Origin of the sequence: Trinickia acidisoli (genome assembly GCF_017315725.1) — a bacterium.
GTDB classification, from domain to species: domain Bacteria; phylum Pseudomonadota; class Gammaproteobacteria; order Burkholderiales; family Burkholderiaceae; genus Trinickia; species Trinickia acidisoli.
Window position 1 is genome coordinate 1,789,866 of record NZ_JAFLRG010000001.1, and the last position, 23,382, is coordinate 1,813,247.

Annotated in this window: 21 protein-coding genes; 7 read left to right on the forward strand and 14 right to left on the reverse strand. The window is 65.3% G+C overall.

The window, feature by feature from the left end; translation table 11 throughout:
• Positions 1-70 precede the first annotated feature (70 nt).
• The 3 genes from aceA to J3485_RS08240 form a co-directional block, all read right to left on the reverse strand.
• Positions 71-1,378, reverse strand: coding sequence for an isocitrate lyase (gene aceA / locus J3485_RS08230; protein ID WP_206952005.1), 1,308 nt, complete (start codon positions 1,376-1,378; stop codon positions 71-73).
• A gap of 386 nt (positions 1,379-1,764) precedes the next feature.
• Entirely contained in the window at positions 1,765-3,378 is a 1,614-nt protein-coding gene (locus J3485_RS08235; RefSeq protein WP_206952006.1) for a DEAD/DEAH box helicase, read from the reverse strand.
• A 403-nt stretch (positions 3,379-3,781) separates the two neighbouring features.
• Positions 3,782-4,051: an acyl-CoA-binding protein gene (locus J3485_RS08240; protein WP_206952007.1), complete on the reverse strand. Its 270-nt coding sequence runs from the start codon at positions 4,049-4,051 to the stop codon at positions 3,782-3,784.
• Positions 4,052-4,191: 140 nt separating this feature from the next.
• Here J3485_RS08240 and tsaB point away from each other — a divergent pair, with 140 nt between their 5' ends.
• From tsaB to J3485_RS08260, 4 genes are read left to right on the forward strand one after another with little or no spacing between them, the layout of a single operon-like run.
• Positions 4,192-4,959: a tRNA (adenosine(37)-N6)-threonylcarbamoyltransferase complex dimerization subunit type 1 TsaB gene (tsaB, locus tag J3485_RS08245; protein ID WP_206952008.1), complete on the forward strand. Its 768-nt coding sequence runs from the start codon at positions 4,192-4,194 to the stop codon at positions 4,957-4,959.
• Positions 4,956-5,450 (forward strand): ribosomal protein S18-alanine N-acetyltransferase, encoded by a 495-nt coding sequence (gene rimI, locus J3485_RS08250; protein WP_206952009.1) that lies wholly within the window; start codon positions 4,956-4,958, stop codon positions 5,448-5,450. The genes tsaB and rimI overlap by 4 nt, the downstream gene beginning before the upstream one ends.
• Entirely contained in the window at positions 5,437-6,318 is an 882-nt protein-coding gene (locus J3485_RS08255) for a uracil-DNA glycosylase (protein ID WP_206952010.1), read from the forward strand. Before rimI ends, J3485_RS08255 begins: the two co-directional genes overlap by 14 nt.
• Positions 6,315-7,319 (forward strand): DUF1853 family protein, encoded by a 1,005-nt coding sequence (locus J3485_RS08260; RefSeq protein WP_206952011.1) that lies wholly within the window; start codon positions 6,315-6,317, stop codon positions 7,317-7,319. The genes J3485_RS08255 and J3485_RS08260 overlap by 4 nt, the downstream gene beginning before the upstream one ends.
• Before the next feature lie 108 nt (positions 7,320-7,427).
• Here the strand turns inward: J3485_RS08260 and thiD are convergent, their stop codons facing one another.
• Positions 7,428-8,237: a bifunctional hydroxymethylpyrimidine kinase/phosphomethylpyrimidine kinase gene (gene thiD / locus J3485_RS08265; RefSeq protein WP_206952012.1), complete on the reverse strand. Its 810-nt coding sequence runs from the start codon at positions 8,235-8,237 to the stop codon at positions 7,428-7,430.
• A 31-nt stretch (positions 8,238-8,268) separates the two neighbouring features.
• A complete protein-coding gene (gene lplT / locus J3485_RS08270) occupies positions 8,269-9,576 on the reverse strand; it encodes a lysophospholipid transporter LplT (RefSeq protein ID WP_206952013.1) in 1,308 nt (435 codons plus the stop codon).
• A gap of 217 nt (positions 9,577-9,793) precedes the next feature.
• Here lplT and alr point away from each other — a divergent pair, with 217 nt between their 5' ends.
• Positions 9,794-10,864, forward strand: coding sequence for an alanine racemase (gene alr / locus J3485_RS08275; RefSeq protein WP_206952014.1), 1,071 nt, complete (start codon positions 9,794-9,796; stop codon positions 10,862-10,864).
• Between the two features lie 66 nt (positions 10,865-10,930).
• Positions 10,931-12,307 (forward strand): DNA repair protein RadA, encoded by a 1,377-nt coding sequence (gene radA / locus J3485_RS08280; protein ID WP_206952015.1) that lies wholly within the window; start codon positions 10,931-10,933, stop codon positions 12,305-12,307.
• A gap of 66 nt (positions 12,308-12,373) precedes the next feature.
• On the opposite strand, the gene J3485_RS08285 is transcribed toward radA, so the two are convergent.
• Both J3485_RS08285 and J3485_RS08290 read right to left on the reverse strand, forming a co-directional pair.
• Complete coding sequence (locus J3485_RS08285; RefSeq protein ID WP_242538522.1) at positions 12,374-13,438, reverse strand: CaiB/BaiF CoA transferase family protein; 1,065 nt, start codon at positions 13,436-13,438, stop codon at positions 12,374-12,376.
• Between the two features lie 74 nt (positions 13,439-13,512).
• Entirely contained in the window at positions 13,513-15,453 is a 1,941-nt protein-coding gene (locus tag J3485_RS08290) for an ATP-binding cassette domain-containing protein (RefSeq protein ID WP_206952017.1), read from the reverse strand.
• Positions 15,454-15,566: 113 nt separating this feature from the next.
• Here J3485_RS08290 and J3485_RS08295 point away from each other — a divergent pair, with 113 nt between their 5' ends.
• Positions 15,567-16,046 carry a glutathione peroxidase gene (locus tag J3485_RS08295; protein WP_309476990.1) on the forward strand — a complete coding sequence of 160 codons (480 nt, stop codon included), beginning with the start codon at positions 15,567-15,569 and terminating at the stop codon, positions 16,044-16,046.
• A gap of 5 nt (positions 16,047-16,051) precedes the next feature.
• Here the strand turns inward: J3485_RS08295 and cls are convergent, their stop codons facing one another.
• The 7 genes from cls to dapC form a co-directional block, all read right to left on the reverse strand.
• Positions 16,052-17,503 (reverse strand): cardiolipin synthase, encoded by a 1,452-nt coding sequence (gene cls / locus J3485_RS08300; RefSeq protein ID WP_206952019.1) that lies wholly within the window; start codon positions 17,501-17,503, stop codon positions 16,052-16,054.
• Between the two features lie 137 nt (positions 17,504-17,640).
• Entirely contained in the window at positions 17,641-18,387 is a 747-nt protein-coding gene (locus J3485_RS08305) for a lysoplasmalogenase (protein ID WP_206952020.1), read from the reverse strand.
• Positions 18,388-18,421: 34 nt separating this feature from the next.
• On the reverse strand, positions 18,422-19,309 hold the full coding sequence (gene prmB / locus J3485_RS08310; RefSeq protein ID WP_206952021.1) for a 50S ribosomal protein L3 N(5)-glutamine methyltransferase: 888 nt from the start codon (positions 19,307-19,309) through the stop codon (positions 18,422-18,424).
• A 31-nt stretch (positions 19,310-19,340) separates the two neighbouring features.
• A complete protein-coding gene (dapE, locus tag J3485_RS08315) occupies positions 19,341-20,480 on the reverse strand; it encodes a succinyl-diaminopimelate desuccinylase (RefSeq protein ID WP_206952022.1) in 1,140 nt (379 codons plus the stop codon).
• A 168-nt stretch (positions 20,481-20,648) separates the two neighbouring features.
• Entirely contained in the window at positions 20,649-21,011 is a 363-nt protein-coding gene (locus tag J3485_RS08320; protein ID WP_206952023.1) for an ArsC family reductase, read from the reverse strand.
• Complete coding sequence (gene dapD / locus J3485_RS08325) at positions 21,011-21,838, reverse strand: 2,3,4,5-tetrahydropyridine-2,6-dicarboxylate N-succinyltransferase (protein ID WP_206952024.1); 828 nt, start codon at positions 21,836-21,838, stop codon at positions 21,011-21,013. The genes J3485_RS08320 and dapD overlap by 1 nt, the downstream gene beginning before the upstream one ends.
• A gap of 121 nt (positions 21,839-21,959) precedes the next feature.
• Positions 21,960-23,165: a succinyldiaminopimelate transaminase gene (gene dapC / locus J3485_RS08330; protein ID WP_309476991.1), complete on the reverse strand. Its 1,206-nt coding sequence runs from the start codon at positions 23,163-23,165 to the stop codon at positions 21,960-21,962.
• Positions 23,166-23,382 lie beyond the last annotated feature (217 nt).

Below are 23,382 nucleotides of genomic sequence, written 5' to 3' on the forward strand. Positions count from 1 at the left end.
CGTCAAGCCCCGCATGCCTATCGCATGCGGGGCTCGCGTCCTCCCTGGTCTCCTGCACGAGTCCTGTCGCTTACGCTACCTTTTTCGCATCGAAGAATTGCTCGTCTTCGGTCGAGCCGTGCAGCGCCGTCGTCGACGCTTCACGCTCGACGGTCTGCGTGACCGCATCGAAGTAGCCGGTACCTACTTCGCGCTGATGCTTGACGGCGGTGAAGCCCTTCTCGGCAGCGGCGAACTCGGCTTGCTGCAGTTCCACGAACGCGCTCATCTGCGAGCGCGCATAGCCGTGCGCGAGGTTGAACATCGAGTAGTTGAGCGCATGAAAGCCCGCCAACGTAATGAACTGGAACTTGTAGCCCATCGCGCCCAATTCCTTCTGGAACTTCGCGATCGTCGCATCATCGAGATTCTTCTTCCAGTTGAACGACGGCGAGCAGTTGTACGAGAGCAGCTTGCCGGGGAACTGTTTGTGAATGGCTTCGGCGAACTTCTTCGCGTATTCGAGATCGGGCTTGCCCGTTTCGCACCAGATCAAATCGGCATACGGCGCGTAGGCGAGTCCGCGCGAGATCGCTTGCTCCAGGCCCGGCTTCGTGCGGAAGAAGCCTTCGATCGTGCGCTCGCCGGTAAGGAACGGGCGGTCGTTGTCGTCGACGTCCGAGGTGATGAGATCGGCCGCTTCCGCGTCCGTGCGCGCCACCAGGACGGTCGGCGTGCCGCAGACGTCGGCCGCGAGACGTGCCGCCGTCAGCTTCGCGACGTTTTCGCGCGTCGGCACGAGGACCTTGCCGCCCATGTGGCCGCACTTCTTGACCGATGCGAGTTGATCTTCGAAGTGCACGCCCGAGGCGCCGGCCTCGATCATCGCCTTCATCAATTCGAAGGCGTTGAGCACGCCGCCGAAGCCGGCTTCGGCATCCGCCACGATCGGGGCGAAGAAATCGACGTAGCCTTCGTCGCCGGGATTCTTGCCTTCGGACCATTGAATCTGATCGGCGCGCGTGAGCGTATTGTTGATCCGCTTGACGACGAGCGGCACCGAGTTGGCCGGGTACAGCGATTGGTCCGGGTACATTTCGCCGGCTACGTTCGCGTCGCCCGCCACTTGCCAGCCCGACAGGTAAATCGCCTTGAGGCCGGCCTTCACTTGTTGCATGGCCTGGTTGCCCGTCAGCGCGCCGAGGGCATTGACGAACGGCTCGCTATTGACGAGGTCCCACAGTTTCTCGGCGCCGCGCTTGGCGAGCGTGTGCTCCGGTTGCAGCGAGCCGCGCAGGCGAACGACGTCTTCGGCCGTGTAGCCGCGCTTGATCCCTTTCCAGCGCGGATCGGTTTCCCATTGCTGTTGCAGTTGCTGTGCTTGCTGTTGGCGTGACATGGTGGGCTCCTTGTTGCTTGAAAGAGTGATGAACGTGATCTTGCTGGCAGCGACCGGTTGGGTCGCGAACTCTTATATAAGAGTCTAGGCAATCGGGAGCTCACGGAATAGGCGGATGCGAACGTTTTTTTGTTCTATTTATTCGTTAATAAACAACGGCTTGATAAATTTATTTCAATATATGAAATGACGTTTTTCATGTCGCAACGTGACGTGTTGTGCCACGCAGCACAGATTTTTACGACACAAAAGAGTTTTTCGTATCGTGAAATTGGGGCGGAATGGTGAAATCCGCGATAGTCGGGCGAAAAAAAAACCGGTGCGCTCGGCACCGGTCTTTTCGTTCGACGCAGTCAATCGTGCGTCGTTATGCGTTAGTTGCTGCGTTAGCCGTTGCGGCGCGCGCCGCGTTGGCCGTCCGTGCGGCGGCCCTGATAGCCTTCGCGGGAGCCGTACCCGTCGCGGGAGCCGTAGCCGCCGCGTGAGCCGTTCGAACCATTCGAACCGTTCGAGCTATTCGAACCGCTCGAGTTGCTCGAACCGCGCCCGCCGAAGCTGTTGCTGCCACGCGCTTCGCCGTTGCCGCGCGAAGCGCCGTTCGAACTCGAACCGAAACGCCGGCCGCTGTTTCCGCCCGGACGGCCGCGGCCGTTACCGTTGCCGCTACGCGGCGGTGCCTTGCGCGGCTCGAAGCCTTCGATCACGTTGACGGCCAGAGGGGTATGCACGAAGCGCTCGATCCGCTTGAGCGCACCTTGTTCGGCGTGATGCACGAGGCTCACGGCGATGCCCGAGCGGCCCGCGCGGCCCGTGCGGCCGATACGGTGGACGTAGTCTTCGGCGAACTTCGGCAGATCGTAGTTGAAAACGTGCGTGATGCCAGGAATGTCGATGCCGCGCGCGGCGACGTCGGTTGCCACGAGCACGCGCACGCGCCGCTCGCGCAGTGCGCGGATCGTGCGGTTGCGCGCGCCTTGCGGCAGGTCGCCGTGCAGCGCCGCCGAGGAGAAACCGGCGTCGGCAAGGCGGCCGGCCAGTTGATCGGCTTCGTTCTTGGTCGCCGTAAACACGATGGCCTGATCGAGCGCCGTGTCGCGCAGCAGATGATCGAGCAAACGATCCTTATGGTCGCGGTCGTCGACGTAGTGGACCGTCTGTGCGATGTTCGCACGCGATTCCGCCCGATGAGCGATCTCGATGCGCTCGGGATCTTTCAGCAGACGGTTCGTCAGCGAGCTGATCTTGCCGTCGAGAGTGGCCGAGAACAGCATCGTTTGGCGCGAGGCAGGCGTGGCCGCCACGATCGTCTCGATGTCATCGATGAAGCCCATGTCGAGCATGCGATCGGCTTCGTCGAGCACGAGCATTTGCAACTGCGAGAGGTCGATGCGGCCGCGCTCGAGGTGATCGAGCAGACGGCCCGGCGTCGCGACAAGGATCTCGGGGTTCTTCGCGAGCAGCATCAGTTGCTGGCCGTAAGCGACGCCACCGAGAATGCTGACCGTGCGCAGCCGGCGCAGATGTTTGCCGTAGTTCGATGCGGCCGTCGTCACTTGCATGGCGAGTTCACGCGTTGGCGTGAGGACGAGCAGGCCTGGTTGCGCGACCGGCGGGCCGCGGCGCGGGCGGCGCTCGCCGCCGGCTTCGCGCGGCTGCGCGGCTTGCGTCTTTTGCATTTGCGCGAAACGCTCGATGGCCGGCAGCATGAAGGCCGCCGTCTTACCCGAGCCCGTGGGGCTCGAGACGAGCAGGTCGCGGCCAGCGATGGCGGCCGGAATCGCGCGTTGCTGCACGGGCGTGGGCGCAACGTAGCCCGCGGCCGTCAGCGCCGAGATGATTTCGGGCGACAGGCCAAGCGAGGCGAAGGTGGGGCCCGCCGGCGCGGCGGCGGCCGCCTCGGCTGCCGGTGTTGCGTCGGCAGCCGGTGCAGCATCGGCGTTGAGGCTGAGCGCGAGATCGGCGATGGCGTTCAACGGACTGGAATCGAAGCTCGAAGTCATGAGAATCCTAAGAAGACGGCAAACAAAGGCGTCGGCGCCAATCGGCATTACCCAAGTCGTCGGATTCAGCATGCAAGAGCGCACGCGAGCAAATCGAAAAACGGGGGCAGCTCGCGAATCAATGCGAGCTTTTCGTTAGAAGCTGTATCGGGTACGGGACGCCGGCAATGGCATCGCCGTCAGCCTGGTATGAGACGGCCCGTTGGGGCCTAGGCGGAAGGGGACAGGTTCTAAACTAGATTGGAGCAAAACGCTACAGTGCGCTGCACCCGCAGACTTTGGCCGTGAAGTTGGCTGTAAAGCTGGCCGGCGAGTAACGCGCAGCCGACATTGTAAGGGTTTTTGCTGCGGTGCGCCACCAGCATGTTGAGAATTCGTTCGTTGAAGTGCTCCCGCGGCTCGTTCAGCTAGCCGTGCCGTTCTTCAGCGATTCGACGAGTTCTACGTATTGCTGTTTCGCCACGTCTTGCCCGGTGCCCTTGAGCGAGGCCCAGGCGTCGTATTTGTACTTGCCTACGATGTCGGCGAAACCGGGCTTGTCGCCGTGCACGTCGCCGTCGGTGGCTTGCTTGAATAACGCGTAAAGACGCAGCAGCGTCATGTTGCCTGGCTTTTCGGGCAGGGCTTTGACATCCACCTGGGCTTGCTCGAACTGCGCATCGACGTTGCTCATGACCCTCTCTCCCGTGCAAAAACGATAAGGCCGCCGATCATAGCAAGCGTTCCCGCCCGAAAACTGGAGCGATGCTTCCAAACGCGGCGCGCCTCGTTCGAACGGCGGGGCGCGGCACCGCCCGCATTACAATAGCGCCCATGACATCCACCGTGCTGCTTGCTCTCGATACCTCGACCGAATATTGCTCGGTCGCGCTGCTTCGCTCGGAGGCGCGATCGGCCATCTCCGAATCGGTTTCTCCGCGTATTTGGACGCGCCACGAGTTGACCGGCGCGGTCTCCAGCACGCGCGTGCTGCCGGCCGTGCGTGAATTGTTCGACGAGGCGGGGCTCGCGCTCGACGCGTGCGATGCCGTCGCGTTCGGCGCGGGCCCCGGCTCGTTCACGGGTTTGCGCACCGCCACGGGCGTCGCGCAAGGGCTCGCGTTCGGGCTTGGCGTCCCCGTCGTACCGATCAGCACCTTGCTGATCTGTGCCGAAAGCGCGCGCCAGCGCGACCCGTCGATTACGCGCGTGCTCGTCGCGCTCGATGCTCGCATGGACGAAGTGTATTGGGCCGACTACGCATGGGACGCCGAGCCCGGCGAATGGCGCGCGCTGACGCCGCCGTCGCTGGGCGCGCCCGATACGCTCGTCGCGCCCGAGCAGCCGTTTGCGCTTGCCGGCAATGCCGCCGGCGCCTTCGGCGCGCGCCTGGCCGCGGCCGAGCGGGCCGCCGTCGTCGATCACGATGCGCTGCCGCACGCAGGGCCGCTGGCGTTGGCGGCGTTGCGGGCATACCGAGCCGGGCGCACGGTTGCCGCCGAGCACGCGGCGCCCGAGTACGTGCGCGACAAAGTCGCGCAGACGACGGCCGAGCGGCTTGCCGAGCGCGCGGCGCGCAGTGGCGGGCAGGAGGCGCGATGAGCGGGGTGTTGTTGGCCGACCGCTATCTGTCTCCGATGACGGAAGCCGACCTCGACGAGGTGGCCGCCGTCGAGCGCGAGGCATACGATTTCCCTTGGTCGCGCGGCAATTTCGAAGATTCGCTGCGCAACGGCTACTTCGGCCTATGCATGCGGCACGTCACGGGCTCGCTCATCGGCTATTGCGTGTTGATGCCCGTCGTCGACGAGATGCATTTGCTCAATTTATGCGTGGCTCCGTGCGCTCAGGGCACCGGCGCCGGTCTGGCTCTGCTGCGCGAAGCCGTTCGAATGACACGCGGCAAGCAGTTGAGCGGCGTCCTGCTCGAGGTGCGGCCCTCCAACACGCGTGCGGTGCGGCTTTACGAGCGTTTCGGGTTCACTACGATCGGACGGCGCAAGAATTACTACCCGGCACGGCGTCACGGCCGCGAGGATGCGCTTGTCATGCGCTATACGTTTTTGAAGGAGGGCGACGATGGCGCTCGATGAAGCCGCGCTCGAGACGCTCGGTCTCGGGACGATGTGGGTGCGACGCGGTGCGTCGGTCGACCAAAGCGCGACCACCGTGGACGAACCCCAGCAGCGGGCTCCCCGCGAGGCCGTGCCGGCCGACGCGGTGCCGGCGCGTGCGGCGGGGTTCGAGCCGGTGCGAGCAACGGGTGTCGGGCCTGCCGAGCGGCACGGCCGGGAGCCGGCTGTCGGCGATTTCGATCGCGCGCCTTCGGCTATGCCCGATGGCGCTCATCCGGCCTCGACATGGGAGGCGGGCGGCGTCGCGACGCTCGACTGGGATGCGCTCGAAGCGCGCGTATCGGCATGCGAGCGTTGCCGGCTTTGCGAAAAACGGACGAAGACGGTGTTCGGCGTCGGCGATCGCGCTGCCGATTGGATGCTCATCGGCGAGGCGCCCGGCGAAAACGAAGACAAGCAGGGCGAGCCGTTCGTGGGCCAAGCCGGCAAGCTGCTCGACAGCATGCTGCGCGCGCTCTCGCTCGCGCGCGATGAGAACGTCTATATCGCCAACGTCGTCAAGTGCAGGCCGCCTGGCAACCGCAATCCCGAGCCCGACGAAGTCGCGCGCTGCGAGCCGTATCTGCAGCGCCAAGTCGCGCTTCTCAAGCCCAAACTCATCATCGCGCTCGGGCGCGTTGCCGCGCAAAACCTGCTGAAGACCGATGCGAGCATTTCGTCGCTGCGAGGCCGTGTGCATCGCTACGAGGAGGTGCCCGTCATCGTGACGTACCATCCCGCGTACTTGCTGCGCAGCTTGCCCGACAAGGCGAAGGCGTGGGTCGATCTGTGCCTCGCCCACGACACGTATCGGCAAGCCATTGCCGAAGAACAGGCGCGGCAATGAGCGCGCTCGAGCCGGCCGCTGCTCCCGCCGCCGCGCTCGATGCGTTGCAGGACGCGCTGTCCGATCCCGTCGTCCGCGACTTGGCCTGGCTCCTCTTCAGCGCACCCTTGCTGCGCGGGCAGCCGCCTGCGGGCGAACTCGCGAGCGTGTTCGAGACTGGGCAAGAGCGCGCCGCCACGATTCGCTGGCTGCTCGAACTGGACCGGGAGCCAGGTCCGCTGCGGCAAGCGCTCGCCGCCATGCGAATCGTGCGGCTCGGCCGCTACGCCGAGTGCTTGCTCGCCTACTTTCTGCAACAGGGTCCGGCCTGCCGGCTCGTCGCCGCGAACGTTGCGTTGCGCCTGGCGGGACGCACGATCGGCGAGTGCGATTTTCTCGTCGAGACGGCCAGCGGGCGCAGGTTGCACTGGGAGCTGGCCGTTAAGTGCTATTTGCACGCCGGCGGTAATCGTGCCGAGCTGGCCGATTACGTCGGTCCCAATCTGCAGGACCGCTTCGATGTGAAGTTGGGGCACTTGCTCGGGCATCAGTTGCCGCTGTCGGCGCGCGACGAATTCGCGGCGTTGGGTCACGCCGGTCCCTGGCAGCCGCAGATGTTCGTCAAGGGTTGGCTGTTCTATCAATGGGGCGAAGCGCCGCCGATCGCGCCGGCTGTCGATCCCTCGCATCACCGCGGCTTCTGGGTGACTCGCAGCGAATGGCCGTCGTTTTGCGCGAGCCGCGTCGCCGCCCGTTGGGCTGTGTTGCCGCGCCTGGCATGGCTTGCGCCGCGGCCCGCGATCGCGAGCGAGCGCGAAGGCGGGGACGTGGGCGCAGCGGGGTTGACGGCGCCTGACGCGCTGGCCGAGCGGCTCGCGCAGCAAAGCGGCCCGACGATGCTCGCTCGCTTCGAGCGAGATCCGTCCGCGCTCGGGTATTGGCGCGAAACGGCGCGAGGGTTCCTCGTGTCCGACGAATGGCCGGCGCAGGCTAGATACTATGGAAGGGCCTGTTCACGCTGATTCCAGGCTTGCAAACGTGCCTTGGCGGCCGCAGTGCAGGGAGAAAGGCTTGCTCGATTCGCTGCTGCGACGGCGGCGCGCTCGGTGGTGGTGTTGGCGTGGTAGCCCTTACCACCAGCGATGAAAATGATGGAGCGGCCCGATGCCGTTGCCTACCTGAAGGCGGACGCTTTCGCGCAACGCATCGACGAGATATGCCTTGGCATCGGTGACGGCGCCGAGCCAGTCGGGCCGCTGGGTAATCAGCGCCGCGATCGCCGCCGACAGCGTGCAGCCGGTGCCGTGCGTCTGCTTGACCGCGATGCGCGCGGCGCCGAGGCGATGAGCGCCTCTTTCGTCGACGAGCCAATCGGGGCTTTCTGCCCCGCCGAGATGCCCACCCTTCATGAGTACGGCACGCGCGCCGAGCGCGCGCAGTGCTTCGCCTTGTTCGCGCATGGCGGCTTCGTCGGCCGCGGGCGCGTCGGCGCCGACGAGCGCGGCTGCTTCGTCGAGGTTGGGTGTCACGAGTCCCGCCAACGGCAGCAGTTCCTCGCGTAGGGCGGCGACGGCATCGGGGGCGAGCAGCGCATGCCCATTCTTCGACAGCATGACGGTATCGAGCACGACATGCGCCGGCTGATAACGGCGCAAGGCCGCCGCAACGGTACGCACGATGTCGGCGTTCGCGAGCATGCCGATCTTGACGGCGTCGATGCGGATGTCCTCGAACACGGCGTCGAGCTGGGCGGCGACGAACGTGCAATCGGGCGCATGGACGGCCCGCACGCCATACGTGTTTTGCGCCGTCAACGCCGTGATGACGCTGGCGCCGTAGACGCCGAGCGCGGAGAACGTCTTCAAGTCGGCCTGAATACCGGCGCCGCCGCTAGAGTCGGAGCCGGCGATCGTCAGGACGTTGGGGATGGTGCGGGACATGGCGGTCGGCCGCGGTGCGGCCGGATAGTTTTCAGTGTTTGGCTTCGCCGATCAGCGCGACCGAATCGAATGCGCGCTGATTGGCTTGATGGCGGCGCATGACGAGCCACATCATGAGGCAGACGAAGGTGCCGAACAAGACGATCACGACCGATACTGGCACGTTGAGCCAGATCAGCACCGCATACAAGCACAGCATGATGAGCACCGACAGGTTCTCGTTGAAGTTCTGCACGGCGATCGAATGGCCGGCCGACAGCAGGACGTGTCCGCGATGCTGCAGCAGCGCGTTCATCGGGACGACGAAAAAGCCGGAGAGGGCGCCGACGATCATCAAGAACAGGTATGCGATGACGAGATAGCCCGGCACGTGCAGGCGGCCGAAATAGAAGCCCCAGTTGGCCGGCACGGTGTGGCGCGTGTAGAACGCCATCGACATCACGGCGACGCCCATCATGATGCCGACCGGCAGGACCGTCAGCGACTTTTTCAGCGGCACCCGCGCCGCGGCATACATCGCTCCGGCGGCCACGCCCACGGCGACGATCGCCTGCAGGATGGCGCCTTCGGACAGCGACATGCCGAGCGATACCTCGGCCCATTTCAACACGATGAACTGCAGCGTGGCGCCGGCGCCCCAGAACAGCGTCGTGACGGCCAGCGAGATCTGGCCGAGCTTGTCGTGCCACAGCGTCAGGAAGCAATCGGCGAAATCGGTGATGAGCCTGATCGGCCCGTGCTGCTGCTTCGGGTAGCGCGCGCCGGTATCGGGAATACTCAGGTTGAAGAGGGCTGCGGTGACGTAGATGCCCATGATGACGACCATCGCGGCTTCGGCCGGGGTGCGGACGAAGGGCATATGGTGCTTGAGCACATGCGCGGCGATGTGAGGGCTGATCAGCGCGCCGCCGAGCACGGTGCCGAGGATGATCGAGGCAACGGTGGTGCCTTCGATCCAGCCGTTGGCCGCCACGAGGCGCTCGGGAGGCAGGAGCTCGGTCAAGATGCCGTACTTGGCCGGCGAATAGGCGGCGGCGCCGAAGCCGACGATGCCGTACGCGGCGAGCGGGTGAGCGCCAACGAGCATGACGACGCAGCCGACGATCTTGATCGTGTTGGTCGCGAACATCACGCGCCCCTTGGGCCGCGAATCGGCGAAAGCGCCGACGAATGCGGCGAGCACGACATAAGACAGGACGAAGAACAGCTTGAGCAGCGGCGTCATCCAGTTCGGAGCATGGAGGTCTTTGAGTAGTGCAATGGCGGCAATCAGAAGGGCGCTATCGGCCAGCGACGAAAAAAACTGCGCGGCCATGATGGAGTAAAAACCTTTTTTCATCTGATGCGGTGCGGTCCTTTGCGGCGCGTCCTCCCCGGGCGCGAGTGACGCGTTAGGACTTAGGCCGTTCGAAATGGGTTGTGCGCACGGCTTTATATCACGAAAATAGGTGGCTTCGGACTGCCGGCGCGCCGCCCGAAGCGCGCGCGACTACCCGTTGCGCGTCCGAACATGCGCCATCCCATCCCGATACGCTTCTGGTTTTTACGAAAACGTCATGCCGCGCCCGCTTCTCGCTACCATCCACACTGCCGCTTTGGCCAACAATCTGGCTTGTGCCCGCCGCCACGCACCCAATTCGAAGGTGTGGGCCGTCGTCAAGGCCAATGCGTATGGGCACGGGCTCGCCCGCGCCTTCCCGGGGCTGCGGGCCACCGACGGCTTCGGTCTGCTCGACCTCGAAGAGGCCGTCAAGCTGCGCGAGCTCGGCTGGGCCGGGCCCATTCTTCTGCTCGAAGGTTTTTTCCGGCCGACGGACATCGACGTCATCGACCGCTACAGCTTGACCACGACGGTGCACAGCGACGAGCAGCTTCGAATGCTCGAGATGGCGCGTTTGTCCAAGCCGGTCAATATTCAGCTCAAGATGAACAGCGGCATGAACCGGCTCGGCTACGCGCCCGACAAGTTTCGCGCCGCATGGGAGCGCGCCCGTGCGTGCCCCGGCATCGGCCAAATCGTCCTCATGACCCATTTTTCGGATGCGGACGGCGAGCGCGGCATCGAGCACCAGATCGACGCGTTCGAGCGCGGCGCGGAAGGCATTGCCGGCGCTCGCAGCCTGTCGAACTCGGCGGCCACGCTCTGGCATCCGCGCGCGCATTTCGACTGGGTGCGGCCCGGCATCATCCTTTACGGCGCGTCGCCGTCGGGGGTGACGGCCGCGGTCGACGGCGTGGGGCTGCAGCCGGCCATGACGCTCGCCTCGGAGCTCATCGGCGTCCAAACGCTCGCAAAGGGACAGACCGTTGGCTATGGCTCGACGTTCACGGCGCCGGCGCCGATGCGCGTCGGCGTCGTCGCCTGCGGCTACGCGGACGGCTACATGCGGTGCGCGCCGGAGGGCACGCCGGTCATCGTCGACGGCGTGCGTACGCGCCTCGTGGGACGCGTCTCGATGGACATGCTGAACGTCGATCTGACACCGTGCCCGGCGGCGAACGTCGGCTCGCGTGTCGAACTTTGGGGCGCGCAGTTGCCTATCGACGATGTTGCGCGCGCCTGCGGCACGATCGGCTACGAACTCATGTGCGCGGTTGCGCAGCGGGTACCGGTGTTGGCCGAATAAGCGGCCCGCGTCTCGCTTGACCTCCCGTTGTTACGATCGATAAGAATGAACGGCTAAGGACCGCGCGTGGCGAAACAGAAGACGGCTTACACCTGTACCGAATGCGGCGGTCAATCGCCGAAGTGGCAAGGGCAATGTCCCTCGTGCGGCGTCTGGAACACCCTCGTCGAGACCGTGGCGCCGAGCGCCGGCACTCATCGTTTCCAATCGCTTGCGAAGGGCGCGCCCGTGCAGCGGCTGTCCGACATCGAGGCGGCCGACGTACCGCGCTTTTCGACGGGTATCGGCGAATTCGACCGAGTGCTCGGCGGTGGCTTCGTCGCGGGCGGCGTCGTGCTGATCGGCGGGGATCCGGGCATCGGCAAGTCGACGCTGCTGCTGCAGTCGCTCGCTTCGCTGTCCGAGGAGCGCCGTGCGTTGTACATCAGCGGCGAGGAGTCGGCGGCGCAAATCGGGCTGCGCGCGCAGCGCCTGGCATTGCTCGAGCCGGGTTCGCGGGCGGCCGACTTGATGCTGCTGGCCGAAATCCAGCTCGAAAAAATCCAGGCGGCGATCGAAGCCGAGCGGCCGGACGTGGCCGTCATCGATTCGATCCAGACCATCTATTCCGATGCGCTGACATCGGCGCCGGGCTCGGTCGCGCAGGTACGCGAATGCGCCGCGCAACTCACGCGAATCGCGAAGCAGTCGGGCACCACGATCGTCATGGTCGGACACGTGACGAAAGAGGGGAATTTGGCCGGCCCGCGCGTGCTCGAGCATATCGTCGATACCGTGCTGTACTTCGAAGGCGACACGCATTCGTCCTTCCGGCTCGTGCGCGCGTTCAAGAATCGATTCGGCGCCGTCAACGAGCTCGGCGTGTTCGCGATGACCGAGCGGGGGCTGCGCGGCGTCGCCAATCCGTCGGCGCTCTTTTTGTCGCAGCACGAGCAGATCGTGCCGGGCTCCTGCGTGCTCGTGACCCAGGAAGGCTCGCGTCCGCTGCTCGTCGAGATCCAGGCGCTCGTCGATACGGCGAATGTGCCGAACCCGCGCCGGCTGGCGGTCGGGCTCGAGCAGAACCGCCTCGCGATGCTGCTGGCCGTGTTGCATCGGCATGCGGGCATCGCGTGCTTCGATCAGGACGTGTTTCTCAACGCCGTTGGTGGCGTGAAGATCGCCGAGCCGGCGGCCGACCTGGCGGTGCTGCTCGCGATTCATTCGTCGATGCGCAACAAGCCGCTGCCCAAGGGGTTGATCGTCTTCGGCGAAGTGGGTCTCGCCGGCGAGATCCGGCCGTCGCCGCGCGGACAAGAGCGCTTGAAAGAGGCGGCCAAGCTCGGCTTCACGGCGGCGTTGATTCCGAAAGCCAACGCGCCCAAGCAGCCGATCGACGGGTTGCAAGTGCTCGCCGTCGAGCGCATCGAGCAAGCCATCGACCGGGTCAAGGAACTGGAGTAATCGCGCGGGCCGTATCGTTTAGTGTCCTCGCCCGGCCCGCTTGAGCGCTTAGGCTTGCGCTTAGACTTAGCGTTCCGGTTCGGGCTGGAACAGGACATGCTCGCGCGCTTCCTCGACCGTCAGCACGGGCGAGATACAGCAGTCGCGCGGCTCGAGCAGTTCGATCCACGTATCGAGCCGATGCGTCGCGATGTGCTCGGCGAGTTCGCGCGTGAGCGCAACGGCGTCGGGGCCGCCGATGACCTGGCCCAGGCTCCAATGGCGCGACGCCCAATCGGGCCGGCCCAGCGCGCGGCACAAGCGTTCCCAAAACTTCAATTCGAGCGCGCCGACGGCGAGCCAGCGCCCGTCGGCCGTCCGGTAGACGTTGTAGCAGGGCACGCCGCCGTTGAGCAGCCCTTGCCCCGCTCGCAATGCGTCGATATCCATAGGCTTGTCGCGATCGTTGATCTGCTCGACGTTTTCGAGTGCCGTGCGTGCCACGACGTTGCAGGCATGGATCGAATGCGTCATCGAAATGTCGACGAATGCGCCGTTGCCGCCGCGTGAGACTTGCCAGAGCGCCGCGAGGATACGCGTGACGGCCGGTAGCGCGCCGCCGAGCAGATCGGCGATCTGGATGTTCGGGACGACGGGCGTGCCGTCGTGCGTTGCGATCTGATCGAGCACCCCCGCGTAGGCGAGGTAGTTGATGTCGTGGCCGGGCCGCTGCGAGAACACGCCCGTCGCGCCGTAGCCCGTGATCGCGCAGTAGACGAGCTTGGGGTTGATCTTGGCGAGGTTGGGGTAGTCGAGCCCAAGCCGCGCCATGACGCCGGGGCGAAAGCTTTCGACGAGCACGTGCGATTCGCGCACGAGCGCGCGCAAGACCGTGCGCCCCGTCTCGGTCTTCAAATCGAGACGCGTTTCGCGCTTGCCGCGATTGACGAGGCGATAGAAGCTGCTGGGCACGCCTAGCGCGCGGTCGGCCGGCGTTTGCATCATCGCGCGCGCCGGATCGCCGCCTCCGGGCTCTTCGATCTTCAGTACGTCGGCGCCGAGCTCCGCGAGCCGCAACGTCGCGAGCGGGCCGGGCAGCAAGCGCGTGAGGTCGAGCACACGCAGGCCTCGCAACGGAGCATCGGTCGTCAACGTACACCTCCTGTCGATCCGTCCCGGCTCGGCCCGGGCGCGAAAGGGCCGCGCGCGCCGCCGGCTTGGGCGCGCTAGCCGATTTGTTCGAGTTCCTCCTGCGCATCGAGCCATTCGGCTTCGAGCGCTTCGAGGCGCGCTTGGACTTCGGCTTGGCGCTTGAGCGCGTCGGTAAGCTTGGCTTTCATGGCCGGCTCGTAGCTCGCGGTGTCGGCGACGAAGGCGTCGAGCGTCGCTTTTTCCGCGTTCACGGTGTCCATCTCTTTCTCGAGTTTCTTGATGCGTGTTTGCAGCGGCTTTTTCAGGTGCGCGAGCTTCTGACGCGTCTCGGCTTCCTGGCGCCGCTGATCCTTGCGGTTGGCCGCCGAGGCGTCGGCGTCGCCCGACGCCCCCGCTTGGCTCGCGGCCTTGGCCGCGGCGCGCGTCTCGGCGGCGTGTTGCAGCAGCCAATCGCGGTAATCGTCGAGATCGCCGTCGAACGGTTGCAGCCGGTGTTTGGCGACCAGCATGAACTGATCGGTGCTCGCGCGCAGCAAATGGCGATCATGGGAGACGAGGATCAGCGTGCCCTCGAATTGCGCGAGCGCCATCGTCAACGCGTAGCGTGTTTCGAGATCGAGGTGGTTCGTCGGTTCGTCGAGCAGAAGCAGATTCGGCTTTTGCCAGATGATCAGCGCCAGCGCAAGCCGGGCTTTCTCGCCCCCAGAGAACGGGCCGATCGGCGAACTGGCCATGTCGCCCGAGAAGTTGAAGCCGCCGAGGAAGTCGCGCAGTTCTTGCTCGCGTGCCTCGGGCGCGATGCGGGCCAAGTGCGCGAGCGGCGAATCGTCGGGACGCAACGTTTCGAGCTGATGCTGCGCGAAGTAGCCGATCGCGAGGCCGCGCCCCGCGCGCATCGTGCCGGTGAGCGGCTCGAGCGTGCCTGCGAGCGTCTTGACGAGCGTCGATTTGCCTTGGCCGTTGGCGCCGAGCAGGCCGATGCGCTGGCCGTTCTGCACCGACAGCGTGACGCCGTCGAGAATCGGAATCTCGATGCCGCCGTCGGTGCGATAGCCGCAGCGGACGTCTTCCATTACGAGCATCGGGTTCGGCGCGGCGTCGGGCGTGCGGAACTCGAACGTGAACGAAGAGGCCGCGTGTGCGGGCGCGATTCGCTCCATTTTTTCGAGCGCTTTCATCCGGCTCTGCGCTTGGCGTGCCTTCGTGGCCTTCGCCTTGAAGCGGTCGATGAAGCTTTGCAGATGCGCGATGGTTTTTTGCTGCTTTTCGTAAGCGTTTTGTTGCAGCGCGAGTTGCTGCGCGCGCAGGATCTCGAACTGCGAATAGTTGCCGCCGTAGCGCTTGATCTGGCGATTTTCGAGATGCAGCGTGACGTTGCAGATCGAATCGAGGAATTCGCGATCGTGCGAGATGACGACGAGCGTGCCGGCATAGCGGCCCAGCCAATCTTCGAGCCAAACGATGGCGTCGAGGTCGAGGTGGTTCGTGGGTTCGTCGAGCAGCAGCAGGTCGGAGCGGCACATGAGCGCCTGCGCCAGATTGAGCCGCATGCGCCAGCCGCCCGAGAAGCTCGCGACGCGCTCGCGCGTTTGCGCGAGCGTGAAGCCGAGGCCGAGGAGCAGCGCCTCGGCGCGTGCCGGGGCCGTGTAGCCGTCCGCATCGGCGAATGCGGCGTGCGCGTGCGCGAGCGCTTCGCCGTCATGGTCGGCTTCGGCTTGCCCGATGCTCGCCTCGATCTCGCGCAGGGCCGCATCGCCGTCAAGCGTATATTCGAGCGCGGTTTTCTCGGCGGCGGGCGTGTCCTGCGCGACGTGGGCGATGCGCCACGACGGCGGGAAGAAAACGTCGCCGGCGTCGGCATGGAGCTCGCCGCGCAGGACCGAGAACAGCGTGGATTTGCCGGCGCCGTTGGCACCGACGAGCCCGGCCTTTTCGCCCGGGTTCAGCGTGAAAGTGGTGGCGTCGAAAAGCGGCTTGACACCGCGGGCGAGGCTGAATTGACTGAAACGGATCACGACGGGGCCGGCGGCTCGAAAAGCGCTATTTTAGACGCATGCGCGCATCGTCTGTGCCGGACGCGGCTTTTGTCTTTCGCATAGACTTGCGCTTTTCCTTCGGAGGCGACTCGGTGAGTACGCTCTATACGTTTTCCGCGAGCACGCTCGGCGGCGAGACCGTCGGCCTGGATCGTTATCGCGATAAGGTTTTGCTCATCGTCAATACGGCGAGCGAATGCGGGTTCACGCCGCAGTATACGGGGTTGCAGCAACTTCACGAGCGATACGCCGAACGCGGATTCGAGGTGCTCGGTTTCCCGTGCAACCAGTTCGGCAAGCAGGAGCCCGGCGATGCGACGCAGATCGGCAGCTTTTGCGCGCAACGCTTCGGCGTGACGTTCCCGATGTTCGAGAAGATCGACGTGAAGGGCCCCGATGCGCACCCGTTGTTTCGCTATCTGACAGGCGAAGCGCGCGGGCTGCTCGGCACGAAGGTCATCAAGTGGAACTTTACGAAGTTCCTCGTTGATCGCCAGGGCAGCGTCGTGAAGCGGTATGCGCCGAAAACGAAGCCGGAGGCGATCGTTGGAGATATCGAGGCGCTCCTTTGACGGGCTTACAAGATCGGCGAAAACAATCGCGCCACGTGCATGACGACGCGCCGCAGCGCCGACGCGCGGCGGTATTCGCTGCGATCGACTTCCCAAGCTTCGCCGAAATCCCGAATGAGCATGGCTTCGACCTCCTCGGCAAACGCATGATCGATCGTCAGCACCATGATCTCGAAGTTGAGCCGGAACGAACGGTTGTCGAGATTGGCGCTGCCGATCGCCGCGGCGACGTCGTCGATCAGCACGACCTTCTGATGCAAGAACCCGGGCCGGTAGCGGAAGATGCGCACGCCGGCGCAAATGAGGTCGTAGGCATATAGCCTCGACGCTTCGAACACGACGTAGTGATCGCGTCGGCTCGGAATGAGGATGCGCACGTCGACCCCGCGCATGACGGCGAGCCGCAAGGCCGAGAACACGGCTTCGTCGGGCACGAGGTACGGCGTCGTGATCCAGATCCGTGTCTGTGCCGCGTTGATCGCCTCGACGAAAAAGAGCGAGCCGGTTTCCTGTTTGTCGGCCGGCCCCGGCGCGATGACGAGGCAATGCATGTCGGCATCGCCGGCGTTCTCGGGCTGTTCCGCTTGCGACGGCTCGAGTTGCGGCAGGCGCTGCGTCGCCCAATGCCAATCCTCGATGAACACGAACTGCACGCTGGCGACCACGGGCCCGCGCAGTTCGATATGGGTGTCGCGCCACGGCGAAAGGCGCGGGTTGGCGCCGAGATACTCGACGCCAACGTTGTGGCCGCCCACGAAGGCACGCTCCCCGTCGACGACGACGATCTTGCGGTGATTGCGGAAATTGAGCTGAAAGCGGTTGACGAAGCGCTTGTTCGTCGCGAACGGGTGCATCTCGACGCCGCCTTCGACCAATGCCGACACGTAACGCTGCGGTAAATCGAAGCTGCCGATGCTGTCGTACAGAAAACACACGCGCACGCCCTGGGCAGCCTTGACGAGCAGCAACTGCTTGAGCATTTCGCCGAGCGCGTCGTCGCGCACGATGAAAAATTGGATCAGCACGTAATGGCGTGCGTGCTCGATCGCATCGAGAATCGCGGCGAACGTCGCATCGCCGTTCACGAGCGTGCGCACGCTGTTGCCGGCTAGAAACGGCATGCCCGATAGATGCGTGAGAGCCCGCACGACGGCGTGGCCGAGCGCTTCGGCGGGGCGCCCCATCGACGAAGCGCGCGTGTCCCACGCGTTCGGATGGGCGCGCGTGCGCAGCAACTCGCTTTCGATGCGACGCTTGTCGACGTAGCCCGAGAACTTGCTGCGTCCCAAAAAGAGATAGGGAATCAGCGTGACATAAGGCACGGCCACGAGCGAGACGGCCCATGCGATCGCGCCTTGCGACGTGCGGGTGTTGAGGATGGCGTGGGTAGCCGCGATCACGCCGAGCACGTGTGCGGCGAAGATCAGGCCACCGAGTGAGAGCCAGTCGAAATGCATGGGCCGTGTCAGACGTCTTTCCGATGTGCGGCGCGCTCATCGAGCACGCGATCCACGAGCATCTTACCGAAGCGCCGGATTTGGGGCAGGGTTATCCGGGAATGCGGGCGGGTCATCCGCACGAACAGACGCTTTCGTCATCGACGGCCGCCATCAAGTAGGATGCCGGCCGCGATCGAGACCTGCGCGACGGCATAGGTGAACCAAATCGCGTAGTCGCTGCCCGTAAAAGTGCCGAGGAACCGGTCGATGCCGATCATCGCATCGGAGGCGACGAACGCGAGACCGCCCAGCGGTAGCGCGAGGCCGTGTGGCTGCGCGACGAGGGCGAAGCTGGCCATGGCGCATAGCGCGAGCACGTAGACGGCAACGGGGACGGCCAGTGTCCCCAAATGTGGAAAGAGCACGAAGTACATCGCGACCGCAGCCGCCCACAGCAGGGGTACGGCGGCGCGGCGCCAGCTCCGGGAGCCGCGCCAAAGCCCCGCGCCAGCGGAGCGCGCGGCGAGCAGCGTGCAGTAGGCCAAGTGCGCGATCAAAAACGCACCGAGCCCGCCGACGAACGAGAACGCGAGCTGCGGCAGCGCGAGCAACGCATCGCCCACGGCCGACGCCGCCAGCGCGGCCATGAGCCGCAGCCGCTCGCTCAGTGGTTCATGGCGCGCGGCGGCCAAGAACAGCAGCGCGCACATGAGCACCTTCGCGGCGGCTTGATCGGGGTAGGGCGCGTCCCGCAGCGACAAGCCATAAGCCAAAGCGGCCGCGCCGGCGATCAGACACAGCCGTCGGGCTTGGGACGCGGCGCTTTCGAGCGAGCCGGCGTCATCGTCTCGGTCGTCGTGATCGTCGTGCCCGCTCGTGGGCGTTGGTTCGGGCGCAGGCATCGGGTCAGGACGGGCTCGCGAAGTCGATGCGGGATCAAACAGCCGGTAGATCGCTGGCCTGGATCAGGAACACGGTGTCGTCCCCGCCGCTCGTCGACATCCAAACGAGGTCGAGTCCGCCGAACGCCGCCTCGACGTTCGCGCGCTCGTTGCCGATTTCGACGACGAGCACGCCGTCGTCGGTCAGCCAATTGCGTGCGTCCTTGACGATGCGGCGCACGATGTCCATGCCATCCTCGCCACCGGCCAGCGCCAGTTGCGGCTCGTGCCGGTATTCGGCCGGCAACGCTTGCATGGAGTCGCTGTTGACATAGGGCGGATTCGCGATGATGACTTCGTAACGGCGCTCGGGCAGGGGGGCGAACAGGTCGCCCTCGAACAGCGCGATGCGGTCCTCGAGCGCGTAGTCGGCCACGTTGATGCGAGCGACTTCGAGCGCATCGGTCGAAATATCGACGGCGTCGACGTCGGCGTTCGGAAACGCATGCGCGGCGATAATGGCCAGGCACCCCGAGCCCGCGCAGAGCTCGAGCACGGCGCCGACTTCGTCGGGATCGGCGACGTAGGGCTGCAAGCCGTCCGCGAGCAACTCGCCGATGAACGAACGCGGCACGATGACGCGCTCGTCGACGTAAAAGCGCAGGCCATGCATCCAAGCTTCCTGCGTGATGTAGGCGGCCGGCACGTGGTCGGTCGCGCGGCGCTCGATGACTTTGAGCACGGTGTCGACTTCCTGATCGAGCAAACGCGCATCGAGGAACGGATCGAGCGTGTCGAGCGGCAAGTGCAGCGTATGCAGAATCAGATAGGCGGCTTCGTCATAGGCGTTCGCGCTCCCGTGTCCGAAGGCGAGTTGCGCTTGATTGAAGCGCGACACCGCATAGCGCAGTAAGTCGCGAACGGTGCAAAACGGCGTGGTCATCGCGGCATCTCCTCGTACTGTGCGGGGCATATCATGCGACTAGCGCTTCGAGCACGCGCCGGTAGATGTTCTTCAGCGGATCGACGAACGCGAGCTCGATGTGTTCGTCGATCTTGTGGATGCTGCCGTTCGGCGGCCCGAACTCGACGACTTGCTTGCAGATGCGCGCGATGAAGCGGCCGTCGGAGGTGCCGCCCGTGGTCGATAGTGCCGTCGTGACACCCGTTTCGTCCTTGATCGCGCGCTCGAGCGCGTTCGAGAGCTCGCCGCGCGGCGTGAGGAACGGGAGCCCGCTGACGGTCCAATCGAGATCGTAGTCGAGCCCGTGCCTATTGAGAATCGCGTGCACGCGCTGCTGCAAGCTTTCGACGGTGCTCGCCGTGGAGAACCGGAAGTTGAACAGGAGTTCCGCGCGGCCCGGAATCACGTTGCTCGCGCCCGTGCCGCTGTGCAGATTCGACACCTGCCAAGTGGTAGGCGGAAAATATTCGTTGCCTTCGTCCCAGTGCTCGGCGACGAGCTCGGCCAGCGCGGGCGCCATCAGGTGAATCGGGTTGCGCGCGAGGTGCGGGTAGGCGATATGGCCTTGTACGCCCTTGACGATGAGCTTGCCCGACATCGAACCGCGCCGGCCGTTCTTGACGACGTCGCCGAGCGTGTCCGTCGACGTGGGCTCGCCGACGATGCAGTAGTCGAGCGTTTCGCCCCGCGCCTGCAGCGCCTCGACGACCTTGACGGTGCCGTCGGTCGCGGGGCCTTCCTCGTCGCTCGTGATGAGCAGCGCAAGCGAGCCGCGATGGTTCGGGTGCGCGGCCGTGAATTCCTCGCTCGCGACGATGAAGCCGGCGATCGACGTTTTCATGTCGGCGGCGCCGCGGCCGTAGAGCTTGCCGTCGCGATGGGTCGGCACGAACGGCGGCGACGTCCATTGCTCGAGCGGGCCGGTCGGCACGACGTCCGTATGGCCCGCGAACGCGAGCAGCTTGCCGCGCGCGCCGTCCGTGCCGCGCTTGACGGCCCACAAATTCGTGACGCCGTGCGATTCGATCGTCTCGCAAACGAAGCCGGCCGCTTGCAGCCGTTCGATCAGCAGCTTTTGGCAGTGCTGGTCGTCGGGGGTGACCGAGGCGCGGGCGATCAGTTCTTCGGTAAGGGCAAGGGTGCCGGACATGGGTTCAAAGGCCGTTTCGTGCTTGATAAAAAAATGCCGGCGGTCGGGGGCCGGCAGACGATGCTCGTATTGTCTCGCGACGCGGCGTGCGAGTTCCAGTCTAGCGAACGGCTAACGTTGACCGCGCACCGACCACACCACTATCACGCCGCACCGCACCGCACGGCGCTAAGCGAATAGCGTCGCGTATTCGTCGGCCGAAAAACCGACCGATTTCACGCGCCCGTCTACCACGACGACGGGTCGCTTCACGACCGAGGGTTTTTCGATCATCAGCGCGATCGCGCCTTGCGACGTCTGCGCGGCGGCTTTCGCCTCGTCGGGCAAGCCGCGCCAAGTCGTGCCGCGGCGGTTCAGCAGCGTCTCGAGCGGCACGTCGGCAAGCCATGCGTCCACGAGCGCGGCTGTGAGCCCGGCCTTCTTGAAGTCGTGAAACTCGAACGCGACGCCGTGCGATTCGAGCCACGTGCGGGCCTTCTTGACGGTGTCGCAGTTCGGAATGCCGTAGACGACGGTGCGCGCCGAGCCCATCAGTCGCCTCGCAGCAACTCGTTCAGGCCGACCTTCGCGCGCGTTTTCGCATCGACCTTCTTGACGATGACGGCGCAGTAGAGGCTGTGCGAGCCGTCCTTCGAAGGCAGATTGCCCGCCACGACGACCGAGCCCGGCGGCACGTAGCCGTAGCTGACCTCGCCGGTCTCGCGATCGTAGATCTTCGTGCTTTGACCGAGATAGACGCCCATCGAGATGACCGAGTTCTCGCCGACGATCACGCCCTCGACGACTTCCGAGCGCGCGCCGATGAAGCAGTTGTCCTCGATGATGACGGGGTTCGCTTGCAGCGGCTCGAGCACGCCGCCGATGCCGACGCCGCCCGATAGGTGCACGTTCTTGCCGATCTGCGCGCAGGAGCCGACCGTGGCCCAGGTATCGACCATCGTGCCTTCGTCGACATAGGCGCCGATGTTCGTGTACGACGGCATCAACACGACGTTCTTGGCGATGAACGAGCCGCGGCGCGCGATGGCGGGCGGCACGACGCGGAAACCGCCGGCCGCGAAGTCTTCGGCCGTGTAGTTCGCAAACTTCGACGGCACCTTGTCGTAGAACTGCGAGTAGCCGCCGGCCGGCATCGGCGCGTTGTCTTCGAGGCGGAACGAAAGCAGCACGGCCTTCTTCAGCCATTGATTGACGACCCACTGGCCGTCTTTCTTTTCGGCGACGCGCAAGAGGCCCTGGTCGAGCTGCTCGATCGCATGTGCGACGGCTTCGCGCACTTCGGCGGGCGCCGCCTTCGGCGAGAGCTCGGCGCGGTTTTCCCAGGCGTTGTCGATGATGCTCTGAATGTGTTGCGACATAGTCGGTAGTTTCGCTAAGTAAAATCGGAGGATGACGGGTGCGGCCGATGAGTGATGCTAGGCATGGCCCGGGCCGACGATGGCGCCGCGGGCTACCGCCTGCGGCGCGTCGATGCGCGGGTCAGCGCGCGAGGCCGCGGCAAAAATCGACGATGCGTTTGGCTCCATCGACGCATTCGTCCACGTCGGCGACGAGCGCCAGGCGGACGAAATCGCGACCTGGGTTCGCGCTGCGCGCGGTGCGTGCCAGATATGAACCGGGCAGAACCGTGACATTATAGTCGGCGTACAGGCGCCGGGCGAACTCGGTGTCGGTCAAGCCCGTGCGCGCGACGTTCGCCCATAGGTAGAACGCGGCGTCGGGCAGGCGGGTGTCGAGAACGTCGGCGAGCATCGGCGTGACCGTCGAAAACTTGGCCACGTACTTGGCGCGATTCTCGCGCACGTGCGCCTCGTCGTTCCAGGCGGCAACGCTCGCGGCCTGAAAAACGGGCGACAAGGCCGCACCGTGATAGGTGCGGTAAAGCAGGAAGCGCTTCAAGAGCGCCGCATCGCCAGCGACGAAGCCCGAGCGCATGCCGGGCACGTTCGAGCGCTTGGACAAGCTCGAGAGCATGACGAGCCGCTCGAACCCGCGGCCGAGCCGGTGCGCGGCTTCGAGCCCGCCGAGCGGTGGCGTCGCTTCGTCGAAGTAGATTTCCGAATAGCATTCGTCCGATGCGATGACGAATCCGTGCTTGTCCGACAGCGCGAACAACTCGCGCCAGTCGTCGAGCGTCAGGACGGCGCCCGTCGGATTGCCCGGCGAGCACACGTAGAGCAACTGCGTGCGCGCCCAGACGTCGTCGGGCACCGCGGCGTAGTCGCATGCGAAGTTGCGCGCCGGATCGCTGTTGACGAAATAGGGCTCGGCGCCTGCGAGCAGGGCCGCGCCCTCATAGATCTGATAGAACGGGTTCGGGCACAGCACGACCGCGCCGGGACGCGTGCCGTCGACGACGCTTTGCGCGAGCGAGAACAACGCTTCGCGCGAGCCCGAGACGGGCAGGATCTCGGTGGCCGGATCGAGTGCGGGCAGGCCGTAGCGCTGCATCGCCCAGCGCGCGATCGCTTCGCGCAGCGCGCTCGTGCCGATCGTGGCCGGATAGTTGGCCAGCGTGTCGAGCGCCGCGACGACGGCCTCGCGGATCAGCGCCGGCGTTGCGTGTTTCGGTTCGCCCAGGCCGAAGCTGATATGCGGCAAATCGGCAGGCGGCGTCGCGTCTTTCAGCAATACGCGCAGCTTTTCGAACGGATAGGGCTGGAGGCGGTCGAGTAGCGGGTTCACGTCGGCGGGTTCGGTCGAATTCGGCAGGCACGTTGCCAGGGTTTCGCTGTGCGCAGCCCTCGTGCGGGAAAAGGGCGTCATTATAGCCCGACGCTCGCCGGCCGGCGGGGCGTTCGATGTGCGGTTCGACACGCGGCGAGGCCGCGCCGGCGGCGGCGCGGCGGGCGCGCGATGGTATGATTGCCACTTGCTCGCGGGGCATGCGCTCGTTGTCGAC